This is a genomic window from Agromyces bracchium, from assembly GCF_009709675.1.
GTDB classification, from domain to species: Bacteria; Actinomycetota; Actinomycetes; order Actinomycetales; family Microbacteriaceae; genus Agromyces; species Agromyces bracchium.
In genome coordinates this window covers 56,200-76,433 of sequence record NZ_WMLB01000026.1, presented here as the reverse complement: position 1 = coordinate 76,433, position 20,234 = coordinate 56,200, and the positions used below count along the sequence as shown (strand labels likewise).

Annotated in this window: 19 protein-coding genes; 14 read left to right on the top strand and 5 right to left on the bottom strand. The window is 71.8% G+C overall.

What is annotated here, in order from left to right; translation table 11 throughout:
- Window positions 1–12 precede the first annotated feature (12 nt).
- From GJ743_RS13375 to GJ743_RS13365, 3 genes are read left to right on the top strand one after another with little or no spacing between them, the layout of a single operon-like run.
- Complete coding sequence (locus GJ743_RS13375; RefSeq protein ID WP_155052410.1) at window positions 13–828, top strand: CoA transferase subunit A; 816 nt, start codon at window positions 13–15, stop codon at window positions 826–828.
- The gene (locus GJ743_RS13370) at window positions 828–1,484 is read left to right on the top strand and encodes a CoA transferase subunit B (protein WP_155052409.1); all 657 of its coding nucleotides are present in this window, start codon (window positions 828–830) and stop codon (window positions 1,482–1,484) included. Before GJ743_RS13375 ends, GJ743_RS13370 begins: the two co-directional genes overlap by 1 nt.
- Entirely contained in the window at window positions 1,481–2,695 is a 1,215-nt protein-coding gene (locus GJ743_RS13365; RefSeq protein ID WP_155052408.1) for an acetyl-CoA C-acetyltransferase, read from the top strand. Before GJ743_RS13370 ends, GJ743_RS13365 begins: the two co-directional genes overlap by 4 nt.
- 34 nt (window positions 2,696–2,729) lie before the next feature.
- On the opposite strand, the gene GJ743_RS13360 is transcribed toward GJ743_RS13365, so the two are convergent.
- Window positions 2,730–3,530, bottom strand: a complete 801-nt coding sequence (locus GJ743_RS13360) for an SDR family NAD(P)-dependent oxidoreductase (RefSeq protein WP_155052407.1) — start codon at window positions 3,528–3,530, stop codon at window positions 2,730–2,732.
- Between the two features lie 139 nt (window positions 3,531–3,669).
- Between GJ743_RS13360 and GJ743_RS13355 the strand changes: the two genes are divergently transcribed.
- From GJ743_RS13355 to GJ743_RS13330, 6 genes are all read left to right on the top strand, one after another.
- Window positions 3,670–4,440, top strand: coding sequence for an SDR family oxidoreductase (locus GJ743_RS13355; protein WP_155052406.1), 771 nt, complete (start codon window positions 3,670–3,672; stop codon window positions 4,438–4,440).
- Between the two features lie 95 nt (window positions 4,441–4,535).
- Window positions 4,536–5,564 (top strand): fumarylacetoacetate hydrolase family protein, encoded by a 1,029-nt coding sequence (locus GJ743_RS13350; RefSeq protein WP_328289179.1) that lies wholly within the window; start codon window positions 4,536–4,538, stop codon window positions 5,562–5,564.
- Window positions 5,561–6,607, top strand: coding sequence for a cyclase family protein (locus GJ743_RS13345; protein ID WP_155052405.1), 1,047 nt, complete (start codon window positions 5,561–5,563; stop codon window positions 6,605–6,607). Before GJ743_RS13350 ends, GJ743_RS13345 begins: the two co-directional genes overlap by 4 nt.
- 33 nt (window positions 6,608–6,640) lie before the next feature.
- The gene (locus GJ743_RS13340) at window positions 6,641–7,774 is read left to right on the top strand and encodes an FAD-dependent oxidoreductase (protein ID WP_155052404.1); all 1,134 of its coding nucleotides are present in this window, start codon (window positions 6,641–6,643) and stop codon (window positions 7,772–7,774) included.
- On the top strand, window positions 7,771–8,829 hold the full coding sequence (locus GJ743_RS13335; protein ID WP_155052403.1) for an amidohydrolase family protein: 1,059 nt from the start codon (window positions 7,771–7,773) through the stop codon (window positions 8,827–8,829). Before GJ743_RS13340 ends, GJ743_RS13335 begins: the two co-directional genes overlap by 4 nt.
- A complete protein-coding gene (locus tag GJ743_RS13330; protein WP_155052402.1) occupies window positions 8,826–9,809 on the top strand; it encodes a fumarylacetoacetate hydrolase family protein in 984 nt (327 codons plus the stop codon). Before GJ743_RS13335 ends, GJ743_RS13330 begins: the two co-directional genes overlap by 4 nt.
- A 9-nt stretch (window positions 9,810–9,818) precedes the next feature.
- On the opposite strand, the gene GJ743_RS13325 is transcribed toward GJ743_RS13330, so the two are convergent.
- The 4 genes from GJ743_RS13325 to GJ743_RS13310 form a co-directional block, all read right to left on the bottom strand.
- Window positions 9,819–10,751: a LysR family transcriptional regulator gene (locus GJ743_RS13325; protein WP_328289178.1), complete on the bottom strand. Its 933-nt coding sequence runs from the start codon at window positions 10,749–10,751 to the stop codon at window positions 9,819–9,821.
- Between the two features lie 68 nt (window positions 10,752–10,819).
- On the bottom strand, window positions 10,820–11,860 hold the full coding sequence (locus tag GJ743_RS13320; RefSeq protein WP_328289177.1) for a restriction endonuclease subunit R: 1,041 nt from the start codon (window positions 11,858–11,860) through the stop codon (window positions 10,820–10,822).
- A gap of 15 nt (window positions 11,861–11,875) precedes the next feature.
- The gene (locus tag GJ743_RS13315; RefSeq protein WP_155052400.1) at window positions 11,876–12,289 is read right to left on the bottom strand and encodes a hypothetical protein; all 414 of its coding nucleotides are present in this window, start codon (window positions 12,287–12,289) and stop codon (window positions 11,876–11,878) included.
- 129 nt (window positions 12,290–12,418) lie between these two features.
- Entirely contained in the window at window positions 12,419–13,687 is a 1,269-nt protein-coding gene (locus GJ743_RS13310; protein ID WP_155052399.1) for an ROK family protein, read from the bottom strand.
- 117 nt (window positions 13,688–13,804) lie between these two features.
- On the opposite strand from GJ743_RS13310, the gene GJ743_RS13305 reads away from it, so the two are divergent.
- The 5 genes from GJ743_RS13305 to GJ743_RS13285 all read left to right on the top strand — a co-directional run bounded on the left by GJ743_RS13305 (window position 13,805) and on the right by GJ743_RS13285 (window position 20,217).
- Entirely contained in the window at window positions 13,805–14,848 is a 1,044-nt protein-coding gene (locus GJ743_RS13305) for a Gfo/Idh/MocA family protein (protein ID WP_155052398.1), read from the top strand.
- Window positions 14,845–15,642, top strand: coding sequence for a hypothetical protein (locus tag GJ743_RS13300; protein WP_155052397.1), 798 nt, complete (start codon window positions 14,845–14,847; stop codon window positions 15,640–15,642). The genes GJ743_RS13305 and GJ743_RS13300 overlap by 4 nt, the downstream gene beginning before the upstream one ends.
- A gap of 132 nt (window positions 15,643–15,774) precedes the next feature.
- On the top strand, window positions 15,775–17,268 hold the full coding sequence (locus GJ743_RS13295; RefSeq protein ID WP_155052396.1) for an MDR family MFS transporter: 1,494 nt from the start codon (window positions 15,775–15,777) through the stop codon (window positions 17,266–17,268).
- Window positions 17,269–17,288: 20 nt separating this feature from the next.
- Window positions 17,289–18,884 (top strand): GMC oxidoreductase, encoded by a 1,596-nt coding sequence (locus GJ743_RS13290; RefSeq protein ID WP_155052395.1) that lies wholly within the window; start codon window positions 17,289–17,291, stop codon window positions 18,882–18,884.
- A 31-nt stretch (window positions 18,885–18,915) separates the two neighbouring features.
- Window positions 18,916–20,217, top strand: coding sequence for a C-glycoside deglycosidase beta subunit domain-containing protein (locus GJ743_RS13285; RefSeq protein WP_155052394.1), 1,302 nt, complete (start codon window positions 18,916–18,918; stop codon window positions 20,215–20,217).
- Window positions 20,218–20,234: the final 17 nt, after the last annotated feature.

The window sequence follows — 20,234 nt, the reverse complement described above, 5'->3', positions numbered from 1 at the left end:
CCCGGAGCAGACATGGACAAGACCTTCGCGACGGCCGCCGACGCCGTCGCCGACATCCCCTCGGGCGCGTCGCTCGCGGTCGGCGGCTTCGGGCTGTCGGGCGTGCCGATCACGCTCATCCGCGCCCTCCTCGAGCGCGAGGTCGACGGCCTCGAGGTCGTCTCGAACAACTGCGGCGTCGACGGGTGGGGCCTCGGGCTCCTCCTCGCCGAGGGCCGCATCCGCCGCATCATCGCGAGCTACATCGGCGAGAACCGGGAGTTCGGCCGCCAGTACCTCTCGGGCGAGGTCGAGGTCGAACTGACCCCGCAGGGCACGCTCGCCGAACGGCTCCGCGCGGGCGGCGTCGGCATCCCGGCGTTCTACACCGCGACCGGCGCGGGCACGGCGGTCTCCGACGGCGGGATGCCGCTGCGCTACGCGCCCGACGGCTCGGTCGCGCTCGCGAGCGAACCCAAGGAGCTGCGGCCCTTCGCGACGTTCGGCCGGTCGCGCGAGTACGTGCTCGAGCAGGCCATCCGCACCGACTACGGGCTCGTACGGGCCGCCGTCGGCGACCGCCACGGCAACCTGCGCTTCGAGAAGTCGACCCGCAACTTCAACCCGCTCGCCGGGATGGCCGGCCGCATCACGGTCGCGGAGGTCGACGAACTCGTCGAGCCGGGCGTGCTCGGCCCCGACGACATCCACCTGCCCGGCATCTACGTCGACCGCGTCGTGGAGCTCACGCCGGAACAGGCCGCCGACCTGCCGATCGAGAAGGTCACCGTGCGGCCGCGGCCCGCGGCATCCGCCACCGACACCACCGACCAGGAGGAGGCCCGCTGATGCCGCTCACCCGCGACGAGATGGCCGCGCGCGCGGCCCGCGAGCTCGAGGACGGCTCGTACGTGAACCTCGGCATCGGCCTGCCGACGCTGATCCCGAACCACCTGCCCGAGGGCGTCGAGGTCGTGCTGCACTCCGAGAACGGCATCCTCGGCGTCGGCCCCTATCCGTGGGAGGGCGAGGCCGACCCCAAGCTCATCAACGCCGGCAAGGAGACCGTCACGGTGCTGCCCGGCGCCGCCTACTTCGACTCGGCCGCGAGCTTCGGCATGATCCGCGGCGGACGCATCACCACCGCCGTGCTCGGCGCCATGCAGGTCTCGGCGCACGGCGACATCGCCAACTGGGCCGTGCCCGGCAAGATGGTCAAGGGCATGGGCGGCGCCATGGACCTCGTCAACGGCGCCGAGCGCGTCATCGTCGTCATGGAGCACGTCGCGAAGGACGGCTCGGCCAAGCTCGTCGAGCAGTGCACCCTGCCGCTCACCGGGCGCGCGTGCGTCGACCGGGTCATCACCGACCTTGCCGTGTTCGACGTCACCGACGACGGGTTCGTGCTCGTCGAGCTCGCGCCCGGCGTGACCGTCGAGCAGGTGACGGATGCCACGGGCGCCGCGTTCACGGTTGCGGAGTCGCTCACGGCGGCCGCGGGATGACCGAACTCCGCGAGGTCGTCGTGTGCGCGCCGCTTCGAACGCCGGTCGGGCGCATGGGCGGGGTGCTCGCCCCGCTGTCGGCGCGCGACCTCGGCGTCGTGGTGCTGCGGGCCCTGCTCGACCGCACCGGGCTCGACCCGGCGGCGGTGGACGGCGTGATCGGCTCCCAGGGCTACCCGACCATGGAGTCGCCCGCGTTCGGACGGGTCGCGGCGCTCGACGCCGGGTTCCCGGTCACGACCACGGGGTACCAGCTCGACCGCCGGTGCGGATCGGGCCTGCAGGCCGTGCTCAACGCGGCGATGGAGGTGCAGACCGGCGTCTCCGACGTCGTCGTCGCGCTCGGCGCGGAGTCGATGTCGAACGCGCCGATCTACACCGAGCAGGGCCGGCGTGGCGTGTCGCCAGGCGGACTCATGCTCCACGACGCGCTCGCGCGCGGACGCGAGACCGTCGGCGGCGTGAACTTCCCGACCCCCGAGGGCAACGTCGGCTCCGCCGAGCTGCTGCGCGCCGACTACGGCATCTCGCGCGAGGCGCAGGATGCCTTCGCCCTGCAGTCGCACCGCCGGGCGGTCGCGGCGCAGCAGTCCGGGGCGTTCGGCGCCGAGCTCGTGCCGGTCGAGGTGCCCGGTCGTCGCGGACCCGTCGTCGTCGATCGCGACGAGCATCCCCGCGCCGACACGACGCTCGACGCGCTCGGCGCCCTTCGACCGATCCTCGGCCGCGGCGATCCCGACGCGACCGTCACGGCCGGCAACTCGAGCGGTCAGAACGACGCTGCGGCTGCATGCGTCGTGACCACGCCGGAACGTGCCGCCGAGCTCGGGCTCGACCCGGCGCTGCGCCTCGTCTCCTGGGCGGTCGCGGGCAACGACCCGCTGCGCTTCGGCGTCGCGCCCGTGCCCGCGGCGAACCTCGCGCTGCAGCGCGCGGGCATCGGCTTCGACGACCTCGACGTGATCGAGCTCAACGAGGCGTTCGCCGTGCAGGTGCTCGCCTGCCTCGCCGACTGGGGCGTGGATGCGGAGGACCCGCGGCTGAACCCGCAGGGGAGCGGCATCTCGATCGGGCACCCGATCGGCGCCACCGGCATCCGCATCCTCGCGACCCTCGCGCACGAACTCCCGGCGCTCGACGGCGAGCTCGCCCTGGAGACCATGTGCATCGGCGGCGGACAGGCGCTCGCGGCGGTGTTCGCGCGGGCGTGACGGCACCGGGCACCCGGTGCGCGGTCGTGCGCCGTCAGTCCGCGATGAGCGTCCCGCCGTCGATCACGATGTTCTGCCCCGTGGTGAAGGCGCCGGCGGATGACGCGAGCCAGACCACCGCGCCGGCGACCTCCTCGACGCGGCCGAAGCGGCCGAGCGGCGTGCGCTCCCGGCGGAGGACGGCGATCGCCGGATCGTCGGTGATCGGCCGGGCGAACTCGGTCGCGATGACGCCCGGCGAGATCGCGTTCGCGCGGACGCCCGCGTGCCCCCACTGCACCGCGAGGTTCCGGGCGAGTTGCGCGTTCGCCGCCTTCGTCATGGCGTAGCCCGAGAGCACGCGGTTGCCGCGCAGCCCGGCGAGGCTCGACATCACGAGGAACGCCCCGCCGCCACTGTCGGCGATCACCGGCGCCGCGGCATTCGCGAGTTCGGCGACCGATCGCACGTGCAGCGCGTACATGCGGTCGAGCGCCTCGAGGTCGATCGAACCCGGAGCATCGAGCGCCGCACCCGCGTTCGCGACGACCGTGTCGAGACGGCCCCAGCGGGCGACGGCCCCCGAAACGAGCGCGGTCGCCGAGCCGGTCGCCGTCAGGTCGATGCCCATGGCCTCGACGTCGAGCCCGGATGCCCGCATGCGGCGGGCGACGTCCTCCGGCCCCGCATCGGGCAGCGCGGCGATCAGCACGCGAGCCCCGGCGGCGGCCAGCGCCTCCGCGCAGGCCCGCCCGATGCCCGAGGAGCCGCCCGTGACCACCGCGACCTGCCCGGCGCACGAGAACAGGCGGGCGGGGTCGAGCGTCGAACGACGGTCGTCGTCGATGTCGGCCATGCGCGCCAGCCTCCCGGGGTCTCACGCCAGCGTAGGGACGGGACACGGGCGTGGCCATCACGATCCTCGATGCGACGCATCACGTCCCCTCCGAGAGGACACGATGGATGCACGGGTGTTCGCAGGGAAGGGGTCGCCGATGGGCTCGCACGAAGACCGCACGTACGTCGTGACCGGCGCGGCATCCGGGATCGGCGCAGCGACGGCCGCTGCGCTCGCCGCTGCCGGTGCCCGGGTGATCGCCGCCGACCTCGGCCGGCACGGCGGCGGAGCGCCGGCGGCCGACGACGTCGAACGGATCGCGCTCGACGTGAGCGCACCGGACGAATGGGCCCGCATCGCCGAGCAGCTCACCGCCGAGCGCACCGCGCTCGACGGCCTCGTCAACGCCGCGGGCATCACGCGGCGCGCCCGGCTGGACGACGCGACGGCCGACGACTTCGAACAGGCCTTCGCGGTCAACGCGACCGGACCGGCGCTCGGCATCCAGGCGCTCGCGCCCCTCATGCGTTCGGGCGCGTCCATCGTGAACGTCGGATCGGCTGCCGGGGTCATGGCGCACTACGGCATCGCCTACGGCGCGAGCAAGTGGGCGATCCGCGGCATCACGAAGACCGCGGCGATGGAGCTCGGTCCACGCGGCATCCGCGTGAACCTGGTGATCCCCGGGTTCATCGCGACGCCGATGACCGCGAGCGCGCCCGAGCCCTTCCGAGCGGCGAACCTCGAGGCGGCGCCGCTCGGCCGCGCCGGTGCACCCGAGGAGGTCGCGGCCGTGATCGCCCATCTGCTCTCGCCGGACGCCGCGTTCGTCACCGGAACGGAGATCGCGGTCGACGGTGGACTCACCGGCCACGGCGGCGGGCTGCCGATCGCGCGATCGATGGGTGCCGCCCATCGACAGGACTGATGGAGTCCATCAAGGATGCGGCCTTCACTGATACCCGATCGAGCGGTTGACTGGACGCACGCCGCCCACCGCCGCGCGCGTGATTGGAGACATCCGTGACATCGTCGTCCGACGGCCTGACCGCCCGCTTCGCCATCGTGCGCTTCCGCCTTGACGAGGGCGGTCCGACACGGCTCGGCCTCGTGGCCGGCGAGCGGGTCCGCGAGATCGGGCCGGCCGAGCTCGGCGCGACGGACCTCAACGCGTTCCTCGCCGAGGCGCCCGCGTCCTGGGATCGACTCGCCCGACTGGTCGACCGGGCGGATGGCACGTGGCATCCGCTCGCCGACGTCACCCTCACGGCGCCCGTCACGCCGAGCCAGGTGCTGCAGACGGGGGCGAACTACCGCACGCACGTCATCGACCTCGTCGCGGCCGGCCGTGCGAAGAACGACCCGCGGCCCATCGAGGAGCTGCGCGAGTGGGCGGCCGACATGATGGACCGCCGCGCGCGCGAGGGCATCCCCTACTTCTTCATCGGACTGCCGGCCGCGGTGGTCGGCGACGACGTCGACCTCGTCCTGCCGTCGTACAGCGACCAGCACGACTGGGAGCTCGAACTCGCCGTCGTGATCGGGCGCGAGGCGTTCCGCGTCGACCGCGAGCACGCGATGGACCACGTCGCCGGGTACACGATCGTGAACGACATCACGACGCGCGACCTCGTGTTCCGCCAGGACATGAAGGAGATCGGCACCGACTGGTACCGCGGCAAGAACGCGCCGGGCTTCCTGCCGACCGGCCCCTTCCTCGTGCCCGCGCCCTTCGTGCCGAACCCCGGCGACCTGCACCTCGAACTGACGCTGAACGGCGACACGATGCAGGACGCCACGACCTCCGACCTGCTCTTCGACCTGCCCGCGCTCATCGCGGGCGCGTCGCAGAACATGCCCCTGCTGCCCGGCGACCTGCTGCTCACGGGCAGCCCCGCAGGCAACGGCATCGTGCACGGTCGGATGCTCCGCGACGGCGACGTCATGGTCGGAGCGATCGAGGGACTCGGTGCCCAGACCGTGCGGGCGGTCGCCGAGCGGGTGACGGATGCCGCGGGCGAGCCCGCCATCGCCGAGGCGGGCGCCCGATGACGTCGTCCGCCGCCGCGGCATCCGCTGCCCGGACCACCCCGACCGAGGACCCGGCCGCGCTCGACCGCACCGACCCCGAACGGCACATCGCCGAGGCCGCCGACGCGTACCGCAACTGGGGCCGCTGGGGCGAGGACGACCGGCTCGGCACGCTGAACTTCATCGGCGATGCCGAGCGCGCCCGTGCAGCCGCGCTGGTGCGGCGCGGCGCGACCTTCTCGCTCTCGCAGCCGTTCGACATGAACGGCCCCCAGCAGGGCTGGCGCCGCCGCACGAACCCGGTGCACACGATGCTCGACACCGGTACGGATGCCGCGGCCGGGAACCAGGGCTTCCCGCACGGCATCGGCGGCGCCGACGACGTCATCGCCATGCCGCTGCAGTGCTCCACGCAGTGGGACGGCCTGGGCCACATCTTCGACCGCGGCCTGGCATGGAACGGTCGTCCGGCCGGTCAGGTCGTCACGAGCGACGGCGACCTCGTCACCGGCATCGAGCACGCGGCGTCCGCCATCGTCGGACGCGGCGTCCTGCTCGACCTCGGCCGCTTCCTGTGGCCCGAGGCGACCGACGACGCTTCTGCGGGCGAGTTGCCAGACGGCTACGCCATCACCGCCGCCGAACTCGACGCCTGCATCGAGGCCCAGGGCGCGACGAGCGCCGTCGGCCGCGGCGACCTCGTGCTCGTGCGAACCGGTCGCTACGCCCGCGCCCTCCGCGAGGGCTGGAACGGCTACGCGGGCGGACCCAGCGCGGGTCTGTCGTTCACGACGGCCGGATGGCTCCATCGCACGGAGATCGCGGCGATCGCGACCGACACGTGGGGCTTCGAGGTGCGTCCGAACGAGTTCGACGACGCGTTCCAGCCGCTGCACCAGGTCGTGATCCCGAACCTCGGACTCACCGTCGGCGAGATGTGGGACCTCGAGGCGCTCGCCGCGGATTGCGCCGCCGACGGTGTCTACGAGTTCCTGCTCGTCGCACCGCCACTTCCGATCACCGGCGCCGTCGGCTCGCCCGTGAACCCCGTCGCCCTGAAGTAAGACCCGAACCGAATCCCAAAGGAGGGATCCACCATGACCGCAGTCTCCCGCGTCGCGATCGTCGGCTCCGGAGTGGCCGGCAGCGCCGCCGCCATCCTGCTCGCCGAAGGGGGCGTCGACGTCGACGTCTTCGAGGTCAAGCCCGACCTCTCCGCCCTCGGCTCCGGCATCACGCTCCAGGGCAACGCGTTGCGCGTGTTCGACCGTCTCGGCGTGTGGGACCAGGTGCAGGAGGCCGGTTACTTCTTCAACCAGACCGGCCTGCGCGCGCCCGGCCCCGACGCCCCGTTCATCGCGCAGATCCCCGACGCGCGGACGGGCGGACCCGACTACCCGGCGGTCGCCGGCATGTACCGCCCCGACCTGGCGCGGATCCTCGCCGACCGAGCGACGGAGCTCGGCGCGCGCATCCGCTACGGCACGACCGTGTCGAGCTTCACGCAGGACGACACCGGCGTCGACGTCGTCCTGAGTGATGGGTCGACGGCTCGCTACGACCTGCTGATCGGTGCAGACGGCCTCAACTCCAGCATTCGGAGCCGGCTCGGCATCGACATCGAGCCCGAGCGGACCGGCATGGGCATCTGGCGCGCCTTCGTGCCGCGCCCGGAGGAGGTCACGCAGACCGACCTGTACTACGGCGGACCCGTCTACATCGCCGGGTACTGCCCGACGAGCGAGGACATGATGTACGCCTACCTCGTCGAACCCGCGCAGGACCGCCACCTGCTCTCGCCGGAGCAGGGCGTCGAGGTCATGAAGGAGCTCTCGCAGGCGTACGGCGGCCCGTGGAACGAGATCCGCGAGTCGCTCGACGGCGCCTCCCGGGTGAACTACACGTGGTTCACCCGGCACGTGATCCCCGATGCGTGGAACCGCGGCCGTGTCGTGGTGATCGGCGACGCCGCGCACAGCTGCCCGCCCACGATCGCGCAGGGCGCCGCCCAGGCCGGCGAGGACGCGGTCGTGCTCGCCGAACTCCTACTCGGCCGGGACGCCGTCGACCAGTCGCTCTGGGACGAGTTCCACGCGCGGCGGCTGCCCCGCGCCACCGAGGTCGTCGAGGCCTCGGTGCAGCTCGGCCAGTGGCAGATCGACCACGTGCAGGACGCCGACGTGCCCGGTCTCATGCGGCGCATCGCGATGCTCGTGAGCGAGCCCGCATGAGCGGGTCGCCCTCGCCCGTCGTCGACGTGCACGCCCACCTGCTCCTCCCGGCGCTGCAGCGGGCCGTCGGCGAACGCGATCCCGAGGGGTTCGCGTCAGCGCAGGCGCTGGAGGCGCGTCGGAACGGGCCGGAGAGCCTCGCGGCATCCGGGCGCATGATCGGCGAGCGGATGGCGCTCCTCACCTCGCTCGACGCGCGCCTGGCCGAGATGGACCGGCAGGGAGTGGACGTGCAGGTCGTCTCGCCGTCGCCGTCGCACTACTACCCGTGGGCGGGGGAGGACCTCGCCGTGTGGGCTGCCCGCGAGGCGAACCGCGCGATCGCCGAGCACGTCGCCGGTGCTCCCGAGCGACTCGTCGGGCTCGGGCTCGTGCCGCTGCAGCATCCGCACCTGATCGTCGCGGCACTCGAGGACGCCGTCCTCGAGCACGGCCTCGCCGGGGTCGAACTCTCGTCGTTCGCCGGTGACGTGGAGCTCTCCGATGAGCGGCTCGAGCCGCTCTGGTCGCGCGCCGTCGAGCTCGACGCGATCGTGTTCCTGCACCCGTTCGGCTGCAGCCTCGACGAACGGCTCGACCGGTTCTACCTCTCGAACACGGTCGGCCAGCCGGTCGAGAACGCGGTCGCACTTTCGCACCTGATCTTCTCGGGCGTGCTCGACCGGCATCCGGGGTTGAAGCTCGTTGCCGCCCACGGCGGGGGCTACCTGCCGACCTTCCTCGGGCGCTCCGACCATGCATGGCAGGTTCGCCCCGAGGCCCACGGATGCCGCGACCTGCCGTCGTCGTACCTGCGGCGCCTGCGCTTCGACTCGCTCGTGCACACGCCGGATGCGCTGCGCGCCCTCGTGGCGGCCGCGGGCGCCGATCGGGTGCTCGTCGGCACCGACTATCCGTTCGACATGGGCGTCGACGACCCGGTCGAGCGGGTGCGCGAGGCCGGGCTCGACGAGGCGGCGGCGCGCGCCGTCCTCTCGGGAAACGCGGTCGAGTTGTTCGGCGCGCGGCTGCCCGACCGAGGCGCACACCCGGTCGCGGCCGGGGGAGTCGCATGAGGATCGCGCGCTGGACGCACGCCGGCGCGGTCGGAGAGGGGTTCGTGATCGGCGATGGCGTCGTGCCATTCCCGCGCGGGCTCTCGGTCGCCGACGTGCTCGCCGCAGGACTCGCCGATCTGCCGACGCTCGCCGCCGAGTTGGAGGGCGACGCCGCGGCATCCGCCCTGCCCCTCGCCGACGTCGAGCTGCTCGCTCCGGTCGTGCCCGCGAGCGTGCGCGACTTCGTCGCCTTCGAGGAGCACGTCGAGGGCGTGACCGCCTCGGTCGACGGCGCGAGCCACGTCGCCGACGAGTGGTACACCTACCCGACCTTCTACTTCACGAACCCGCACTCGATCGTGGCGACCGGCGACGTGGTGCGCCCGCCCGCGACCGGGCGGCTCGACTTCGAGCTCGAGGTCGGCGCGGTGATCGGCGGCGTCGTCGGTTCCGACGGTCGCGACCTGGCTCCCGCCGAGGCCGTCGGCCACATCTTCGGCTACACGATCTTCAACGACTGGTCGGCGCGCGACATCCAGGGTCGCGAGATGAAGGTGCGGCTGGGGCCGGCCAAGGGCAAGGACTTCGCCACGACACTCGGCCCATGGATCACCACCGCCGACGAGTTCGCCGACCTGGTCGACGACGAGGGGTTCCTCCCCGTCGCCATGCAGGTCTTCGTCAACGGCGAGCGCCTCGGGCACGACCTGCTGTCGAACATGGGCTGGCCGTTCGGGGAGCTCGTGGCGTACGCCTCCCGCGATTCGCGGGTCGTGCCGGGCGACGTGCTCGGGTCGGGGACGGCGGGCAACGGCGGATGCCTCGCAGAGCTCTGGGGCCGCGCGGGCGAACTGACCCCTCCGCCGCTCGCAGAGGGCGACGAGGTCGTGATGCACGTGGAGCGGATCGGCGAGATCCGGAACGTCGTCGGCCGTGCACGAGCGGTGCCGGACATCCCCGCCGCGCGGCGGCGACCCCGCGACCGCGCGCGGAACTGACCTCGGCGCTCAGTCGTCGACGCCGAGGCCCGCGGAGGCCTCCACGAAGAGCCCGCGCAGCCACTCGTGCTCGGGGTCGCGGCGGTGCACCGGATGCCACCACATCGCGTTGTGGATCGGCGTCGCATCGAACGGCGGCTCGAACACGCGGACCCCGGCGGCGTGCCGCGCGTAGTCGGCCAGGCTCGCCTGGACGAGCGCGAGGCGGTTCGTGCCCACGACGAACATCGGGTTCAGCAGGAAGCTCTCGACGACCGCCTCGACGTGCGGCTCGATGCCCAGCTGCTGGATCTGGCGCGTCGCGGAGGTGAAGGCCGAACGCGACATGTACGTGAAGACCCACGGGAGTTCGGCGGTGTGCTCGAGGGTCACCTCGTCGTGGACCGCCGTGTTGCCCTCGTCGGCGACGACGACCCAGCGGTCCGTCCAGAGGTCGGTGTACGGCAGGTCCGTCAGGAACCCGTGCGGCATGAGCAGTGCATCGGCTCCGCGGAGGCGGTTCACGGCGTCCTCGACGATCTGCTGGTTGTGGACCATGAATCGGAAGCGCACGCCCGGAGCCCGCTCGGCCGCGAGCGCGGCGACCCGTCGACCGGTCGTGGCGAAGCTGTAGTCGGAGCCGTAGATGGCGAACTCGCGGGTCGACTGGCTCGGGTCCCACTCGGCCGAGCTCTCGAAGACGCGGCGGGCGGCGTCGAGGGCCGCGGCGGTGTGCTCGGTCAGCCGCGAGGCGAGCGGGGTGAGCTCGTAGGTGTTGCCGCTGCGCGCCAGGATCGGGTCGTTGAAGTGCGTCCGGAGGCGCGCCAGTGACGCACTCAGCGCGGGCTGGCTGAGGTGGAGGCGTTCGGCGGCGCGGGTCACGCTGCGCTCGGTGAGCAGGGCGTCGAGCGACACGAGCAGATTGAGGTCGAGTCGCGAGAGCGGAGCATGGGAATCGGACACGTCGTTGTGTTCCTTCACTGGGGTCGGGTCAGCCCAGTCTATCAACGTGATCGATGCCGATCGCTAGCTCATTGCGCTCCGTGATGCGCTCGCCCGATGCCCGCGGCGACGAGCCCACCCTCGACGAGCGCCCCGCGGGCGAGGGCGAGGTGGCGTCGCGTCATGTCGGACGCGTCGGCTTCCTCCAGCCATTCGTGGCCGCCCCACTCGCTGGTGAGCGTGCCCATGAACGGCGTCCCGGCGAGCACGGCGCCCAGGTCGCGGATCGGCGCCGACACGCGGGCGTCGGCGTCATCGAGATCCCAGAACTTCAGGTGGAACGCGCCGACGAGCGGCAGGATGTCGCGGAGCTCGCTCGCCGGGGAGCGGCCGAACCGCACCAGCAGGTTCATGTACATCGCGTGGATCGATGCGGGCACGGCGCCCGAGCGGAGATGCTCGACGACGGCATCGCCCGTCGACGGGTCCTGCCAGTCGTGCTCGAGGCGCGCGAGCAGCGCATGGGGGATGCCGGCGCGATCGAGGCGCTCGAGGTAGCTCGGCGGGAGCGCGGGCATGAGCATGCTGATGTCGACGAGGAGGCGGAGGTGCGGATCGTCCAGGTCTGCGATGGTCCGAATCGCCGGCGCGGTGGCCGGTGAAGTCGGCGACTGCTGCCCCTGGATCTCCTCGTAGAGCACGAGGTCGAGATCGGCGAGGAGCGGCAGGATCTGCTCGAGCAGTCCCCGGCCGGCCTGCCCGACCGGCAGTCGCACCCCGGACGCGCCGACGCGGTGCGCGGCCTGCAGCTGCGGGCGGAGGAACTCCAGCCGCTCGGCATCGGTTCGATGATGCGTCGTGTCGATCCAGTCGTCGAGGCTGGCGCCGACGATGCTCACACGACCGTGTGCGGCGTCGAGGCGCTCCCGGAGTTCGTCGACCTCGCGGTCGAGCGGCGCAGGGAACGAGCGCCAGAGCTGGCCCGGTTCGAGTTCGATGGTCGACGCGATCCCGTCCTCGACGATGCCGACCGCGATGTCCGTTGCCGTGCGTTCGGCCCGGATGACGTCGGGCGTCCAGTTGAAGGCGCTGGCGGCCAGGGTCCAGCCGGCCGGGAGTTCGGGGTTCACGAGTGCCTCCGGGGATCAGGCGACGTCGCGAGCGACGGACGGGGCGGCCGACTCGAGGTCGAGCACGAGCGTGCGCTCTGCGATGAACGGGAGGGTGAGCGGTCGGTCCGGTCCGGCCTGCAGGTACGGGATCATCAGCGTGAAGGCGACGGAGATGTCGTGGGCACCGGGTTCCAGCATCCGATCGACGTGGATCACGAGGCGGTCCTGGAGGAACCACCACCCGGGTTCGTCGGCGAGTGCCGACGGTCCGACCAGTCGACCGCCAAGCTCCAGTCCGATCGTCTCGACCGGCCGGCCGTCGATCGTCACCTCGAGGCCGTCGAGGCTCGCGAGCGGGAGCGAACGGATCCAGGGCAGGCCGAGTCGGACCGTCGCACCGGTGGGCGTCGAGGCGAGGGCATCCTCACGGAGCGCGGTGAGCGTCATCCGTCGTCTCGCTCCGCCTCGGCGAGTCCGCCGAGGACGCGGTGGGCCTTCGATTCGGACATGGCGCTCCTTCGGGTCTCACGTTGAGACAGAAAGATACGCGCTTATGTCAAAAAAAGAAAGAAGTGATCAGGATGCCGCGGGCATGACGTCCCGGATGGTGGGACGCCCCTCCGCGAACCACCGCGGGAAGGTCGTCTCGAACAGCTGCTCGCGGACCATCTCGGCACCGCCGCGGAGCGGCTCTCGCTCATCGCCGAGCGAGCGCACGATCGCGAGGTCGCGGGTCGCGAGCGGAAGCGACAGCTCGTACACGCGCTGCCGCACCTCGGCGAGAAACACCTCGCCCGCCGACGACACGGCGCCGCCGACCACGATCACGGCCGGGTTGAACATGTTCACGAGCGCCGCGATGGACTCGCCCACGAGTCGCGCGGATCGCTGGATCAGCGAGATCGCGAGGGCGTCGCCGTTCATCGCGGCGATCGCGATGGCCTGCGGCGTGATCGGCTCGCCATCGGCGGCATCCCGCGCGAGGGTTCCGCCCGCGCCATCCGCAACGGCTCGCTCGGCGTCGCGGACGAGCGCCCACCCGCCCGCCTCGGCCTCGAGGCAGCCGACCTTGCCGCACCGGCACTGCGAGTTCGACTCGAGCACGCGCACGTGCCCGACGTCGCCCGCCGCGCCGTTGGCGCCGCGATGGATGCGTCCCTGCGAGAGGAGTCCCGCGCCGATTCCGGTGCCGACCTTGAAGAAGATCAGGTCGAGCCGCTCGTCCTGTCGGCGCGATCGCTCGCTGAAGGCGAGGAGGTTGACGTCGTTGTCGACCCAGGTCGGAGCGTCGAAGCGCTCCTCGAAGCGTCGACGCATGTCGAAGCCGTTCCATCCGGGCATGATGGGCGGGGCGACGGGTCGCCCGCTGTCGAAGTCGACGGGTCCGGGGATGCCGACGGCGACGCCCCAGACCGGCACGTCCTCATGGCGCGCGAGGATCTCGTCGGCGAGTTCGAGTGCACGGTCGATGGTCTCTGCGGGGCCTCGTGCGATGTCCCACCCGATGTGGCGATCGTCGATGATGTCACCGTCGAGCGAGGCGATGCCGACCCGGATGTGCAGCGCTCCGAACGCGCACACGATGATCCGCCCCTGCTCGGACCGGAACCGGAGCGTGCGCGGTGCGCGGCCGCCGGACGAGGGGCCGTACTCGCCGTCGGCGAGGAAGCCCATGTCGATCGCCTGGTCGACGCGCTGCGTGACGACGCCGCGCCCGAGCCCGGTGACCCGCCCGATCTCGGGTCGGGTTGCGGCCTCGCCCGTTCGCACGAGGTTCACGATGCGCAGGAGGCTCGTGACCTCGTCGGTCTGTGCGCCGAAGCGGAGTGTGGACTCGCGTGACATGCACAGATTCTGACACAACACCGCGCAGTTCCGGGCTATTTCGCAGCCAAATAGACAGAAGTCGCGCCAACTTTTGTATAGTTGCCGCGAAAGTGCTCGAGGGCAGGGGGAGCGGCGATGGTGTGGGGTGTCGGCGTGATCGGCGCAGGTCCAGGCGCGTCGGCGTTGCACCTGCCGACGCTCGAGCGCCTCTCCGATCGGTTCGCCGTCGTGCACGTCAGCGACTCCGGCTCCGGTCGGGCTGCTGCGCTCGCCTCGCGAATCGGCGCGGCGGCGTCCGTGGGAGACTCGGCCCTGCTCGCCGACCCCGCCGTGGACGTCGTGGCGATCTGCAGCCCACCCGACCAGCACGCCGCGCAGGTCCGCGCGGCGGTTGCGGCGGGCGTGCGAGCCATCCTGTGCGAGAAGCCGCTCGCGACGACGGCATCGGATGCCGCCGAGATCGTCGAGACCTGCATGGACGCGGGGATTCCGCTCGTGGTCGCGAGCAACCACCTCTACGACCCGGCGTGGGCGCGGGCCAAGCGTCATCTCGTGTCCCGGCAGTCGAGCGTCCGGGCGGTCTCGGCCTCCGTCGCGCTTCCGCCGAACGGGCGCTTCCACGCCGCCGTCACCGAGCTCCCCGACGTCGGCGGAACGAGTCGCGGCGGCGCCCCCGACCTCGCCGATCCCGACGTGGCGGCCTCGGTGGTCCGGCAGCTCCTGCTCGGCCTCGCGATACACGACCTCCCCGCGATCCGGGACCTTGCGCCCGGGTTCGAACGCGTGGACTTCGCCGCCCCCGTGCCGCCCATCGGATACGCCGTCGGCTTCCGCTCCGGCGGCGTCCCGATCCTGCTGACGGCCGTCATGCTCCCCGACGGTCCGGACCCGGTCTGGCGGCTGACGGTCGACACCGACGACGACCGGCTGGACGTCGAGTTCCCGCCGGCGTTCGTGCACTCGGGGAGTGCCGACATCCGCGTCCGACTCGGGGAGGGGCGCACGACCACGTACCGTCGCGATCGTGCGGACGGCTACCTCGCCGAGTGGCTCGCACTGGCCGACCTGCTCGACGGCGCGGCCACGACCGAGTACCACGAGCTCCTCGACGACGCGCTGTTCGCGATCGCGCTCGCCGACGCGGCCGCCGAGACGGTCCGGTCAGGAGCATCGACATGACGGCCCGTATCCCGGTCCTCGCGACAACTCCGGCTCATCGTGTGGCGATCGCCGGCCTGCCCGAGCGTGCAGTGCCGAGCGATCGCGCGGCCGGTGCGATCGTGATGGTCGACGGCGCCGGCGCGTGGTGGGACGTCGTAGGGGAGGCGATCCGGGACGGCGCGCGGGCGGTCCTGGTCACCGAACCCGGCTCCACCCCTCCCGGTCCGGTCGCGCGGCTCGGCGCCGGCACCGGCACCGGTACGCCGGTGCTCGTCCATCGCGGACGATTGCATCGAGATCTCGTCGACGACGCGCTCGGTGCTCGCGGCGGGACCGCACCTCGCGTGACGGTCGCCGAATGTCGCGCCGACCGACCGCGTCAGCCCGCCGTCGTCCGGGACGCGATCGGATGGGTGCGCGAGCTGGTCGGGTCACCGGTGGAGGTTGCCGCCACCGGGGGTTCGAGCTCACCACGCGCGGTCACGGCGCTGCTGAGCACGGATGGCCGTGTCATCGGAACGCTGTCGGCGATCCGGACGCCCGCCGCGGACGACCTGCTGCGGGTGCGAGGGCTGGGAGAGACGACCACGGAGATCGCGCTCGACGGGATGCTCGATCGAATCGAACTCACGACCGCCAGTGTTGGAGGTCGTCTCGTCGCACCGACGCGGTTCGAGTCCGGTGATCGCGCGGCCCTCCGTCGCACGCTCGACGCGATCGCGGAGGGCTCGTCGACGTCGGACTTGGTCGACCTGCTGCACGACGCGGAGGCCGCGGCGGATGTGCTCCGCAGTCGCGACATCGATCTTTAGTTGATTTTCGACTAAAGACCGCCTAGAATCGACATGACGTTGGGATCCTCGCAGATCCGATCCTCGCCGTGACGCCGCGGGCGAGGGCACACCCGGTCGCGTCGACAGCCCGATCGTTCGGGCACTCCACGAATGTCGCTCTCTCCGCTCCGCCTTCGGCTCCTCGTCGCCTCGCTCCTGACCGTCGCCTTCCTCGGCGCACTCGACCACACGATCGTGGCGACCTCGCTCGCCACCGTCGCCGGCGAACTCGGTGCGCTCGAGCACATGAGCTGGGTGGTCGTCGGCTACACGCTCGCGAGCACCGTCCTGCTGCCCGTCCTCGGCAAGCTCGGCGACCTCGTCGGGCCGCGCCTGGTGTTCCTGATCTCCGTGGTCGTCTTCCTCGCGGCATCCCTCGCCTGCGGGTTCGCGCAGGACATGACCCAGCTCGTGATCGCGCGCATCGCGCAGGGCATGAGCTCAGCCGGCATCCAGCTGATGTCGCAGACGATCATCGCCCACGTCACGACGCCTCGCCAGCGTCCGCGCTACATGAGCATCATCGGCGCCGCCTTCCCGATCGCGATCCTCGTCGGCCCCGTCCTCGGCGGCCTGATCACCGACTACCTCGGATGGTCGTGGGTCTTCTGGATCAACCTGCCGTTCGGGGTGGTCGCACTCGCGCTCGCCGTGTTCGCGATCCCGCACGTGGAGACGACGCCACGGCGATTCGACCTCGCCGGCGCCATCGCGTTCACGCTCGCACTCGTCGCGCTCGTGCTCGGGGTGACCTGGGTCGGCGATCCCGGGTCGGCGCTGGCCGCGGTCGTGGCCTTCGCGTTCGGCGGCATCGCCCTCGCCGCGTTCTTCCTGATCGAGGTCCGTGCGACCGAGCCCATCGTCCCCCTCGGCTTCTTCGCGAACCGCACCGTCGCCGCCGGCATCGCGCTGTCGGCGATCATCGGCATCGGCCTGTTCTCGGTGACGGCCTACCTGCCCACCTACTTCCAGATGGCGTATCGCACGAGTGCCACCGTGTCGGGCTTCGTCCCCATCGCGACGGTGTTCGGCATGCTCGTGTCGAACCTCGGCACCGGATGGCTCGCGAGCCGCACCGGTCGCTACCGCGGGTACACGATCTTCGGCACGAGCCTCGCCGCGGCCGGCCTGTTCGTGATGGCGCTGCTGCCGGTCGGTACGCCGCTCTGGGTGCCGATGGTCGTCATGTTCCTGGTCGGCATCGGAACCGGGTCCTTCATGAGCCTCGTCATCGCCGTCGTCCAGGGCGCCGTGCCGCGCAACGAGACCGGCACGATCACCGCCACCACGAACCTCGTCCGACAGATGGGCTCGACGCTCGGCACCGCCGTGATCGGCGGGGTGATCGGCGCAGGCGTCGCCGCCAGGCTGCCCGCGACGCTCGATGCCTCATCGCTGACCCCGGATGCCGTCCACGGCGCCGCGCCCGTCATCCAGGGCGAGGTCGCGCAGATCTACGGCGACGTCTTCGTCCCCGTGTTCGCCGCGCTCGCGATCACGTATGCGGTCGGGGTCATCGCGGCGATCCTGCTTCCCCCCGGCCGGCTCTCCGACGAGCCGGTGACCTCCACCACCGAACCCGTCACCGAACCCGCCACCGCGTGAGACTCGAAGAGGAGACGCACATGTCGCACCACCCCACCATCGCCGTCGTCGGCAGCGGACCGATCGGCTCCGCCTACGCACGCCTCCTGCTCGAGGGGCTGCCCGATGCACGCGTGATCATGTTCGAGGCGGGCCCGCAGTTGACCGCACGCCCAGGTGAGAGCGTCCGCAACATCGCCGACCCCGACGAGAAGGCCCGTGCCCGCGAGCTGTCGCAGGGCCCGCAGGCCGGCGACCACCGCGAGTCGCTGGGCATCCCGGCCGCCACGGTCGTCGAGGGCATGTTCACGGCCCGCCAGGGCACGCACCTGTTCGACTTCGGCGGCGACGGCTCGGCCCACGCGCCCACCTTCCCGGCCGCGGCCGGTGCCACGAACGTCGGCGGGCAGGGCGCGCACTGGACCTGCGCCATCCCGCGTCCGGCGTTCAGCGAGAAGGTCGACTTCATCGCCGACGACGAGTGGGACGACCTCATCCGGACGGCCGAGGGGCTGCTGCACGCGCAGAGCGCCGCATTCGCGGACTCGGCCGTCGGCCGCGGCATCCGCTCGCTGCTCTCGGAGGAGTTCGAGGCCGAACTGCCGGACGGCTACGGCCCGAGCACGCTGCCCGTCGCAGGCGACCCCCAGCCCGACGGCACCATGCGCTGGGCCGGCGCCGACGCCGTGCTCGGCCCGCTCATCGAGCCGGGCGACCCGCTCGCCGATCGGTTCGAGCTGCGCGACCTGTCGCTCGTGCGCCGCGTCGAGCGCGAGGGCGACCGCGCCACGGGCGTCACGGTCGAGGACCTCCGTACCCGGGAGACCGCGTTCGTGCCCGCCGACCTCGTGGTCGTGGCCGCCGACGCGTTCCGTTCGCCGCAGCTGCTCTGGGCGTCCGGCATCCGCCCGACGGCGCTCGGCCACTACCTCACCGAGCACCCCGTCGTCATCTCGACCGTCGCACTCGACGGCGAGCGGATGGCGCGGTACGCGACCGAGGACGAACTCGACGCCGAGCTCGCCCGCCGCGCGACCAACGCCGCCGACCCCGTCGCGGCCGTGAACCGGATCCCCTTCTCGGAGCCCGACCACCCGTATTCGCTCCAGGTCATGTACTCCGAGACCACGCCGTTCCCCATGGACCCGGAGCACCCGCTCGCGACGAACCGGTGGGGGTACGTCAACATGGGCTACGGCATGCGCAAGTTCCCTCGATACGAGGACGCCGTCACCTTCGACGACGCGGAGCTCGACTACCGCGGCTTCCCGAACATGACGATCGAGTACGAGCTCACCGACCGCGAGCACGCTGAGATCGACGCCGCCACCGACCGGCTGCGACGAGCCGGCGAGGCGCTCGGCACGTTCGTCGCCGAGCCACGACTCATGCCCAACGGCTCGAGCCTGCACTACCAGGGCACGATGCGGATGGGGGCGGCCGACGACGGCACGTCGGTGGCCGACCCGTGGTCGCGCGTGTGGGGCGTCGACGGCCTCGTCGTCGGCGGCAACGCCCTGATCCCGACCGCGACGGCCATGAACCCGACGCTCATGAGCGTCGCGATCGCCGTCCGCGGGGCGCGGAAGGCCGTCGAGGGTCTGTCGGCCCGCACCGCGGCATCCGTCACCGCCTGACCCGACCCATCGAGAACGAGAGAGAGCGACGATGCTGCTCGAGCGAGACCTCATCCAGTCCACCGGCTTTCGGAACGTCCGCGAGGGCGACCGGGTCACCGGCTTCCAGTTCTGCGTGCGGATGCCGTCGTACCGCGGAATGGCGGCGTCCCTCATCGATGGCATCGCGGTGCGCGTCGGCGACCTCGTCGACGTCGGGCCGGAGGTGCCCCGCTGGACCTTCGGCGGGCGCACCTACACGCTCGCCGAGCTCTGGGACGTCGACGGCGTGCGCTGGCCGCTCGAGGAGGCCGCGGTCGTCACCGTGCCGTTCGACGGCGGGCTCCCGCAGGGCACGCACGAGGTCTCGATCGAGCTGCGGCTCCGGATGTCGTACATCCCGGAGGAGCACCAGCCGAGCACGTACCGCGTCTCGCGGCACATCACGCTGACGCCGGAGGGTGACGGCGGGGCCTTCCAGTACGGCGTTTCGCTCTACAGCTACATGACCGACTACGGCACCGTGCTCGACCTCGACACCGCGCTCGCCCACGTCGCCGACGTCGGGGCGACCGGCGTCGAGATCCTCGGCGAGGGCCACATCGAGCGGTATCCGGAACCGACGACCGAGTGGATCGACCGCTGGTTCGCGTTGCTCGACCAGTACGGCCTCGAGCCGACCAATTACGGCTCGTGGATCGACACGCGCCTGCACTCGAGCGGGCCGAACGCGCGCCGGCTCACCGCCGAGGAGGGCGCCGGCATGCTGCAGCGGGACCTGCGGCTCGCCAAGCGCCTCGGCTTCCGGTTCGTCCGGCCGAAGATCGGCGTCGTCTCGAGCGATCTCGTGCCCGACCCGATCTGGACCGAGTCCGTCGAGCGCTCGCTCGACCTCGCCGCCGAGCTCGACGTCGTGATCTGCCCGGAGATCCACTCGCCGACGCCGATCAAGCACCCCGTCGTCGACGACTACATCGACCTCATCGAGCGCACCGGCACGAAGCATTTCGGCCTGCTGCTCGACACGGGCATCTTCCAGGATCGCCCCATCCCGCTGCGCCCCGGCGAGCTGCCGGGGCAGCGCCCGGCCTTCCTCGACGGCATCGGCGTCGACCCCGCCGACATCGCCGACATCGCGAAGTACGTCGTCTTCATCCAGGCGAAGTTCCACGACATCGACGAGCACCAGGAGGACCAGCAGATCCCGTGGGAGCCGGTCCTCCGCGCGCTGACGGACGCCGGTTACACGGGCTACCTCTCGAGCGAGTACGAGGGCGAGCGCGAGCCGTGGCGCGCCATCGAACAGGTGCGCCGCCAGCACTCGCTCATCCGCCGCATCGCCGCGGGGCTCTGAGCCGCGGCATCCGCTCG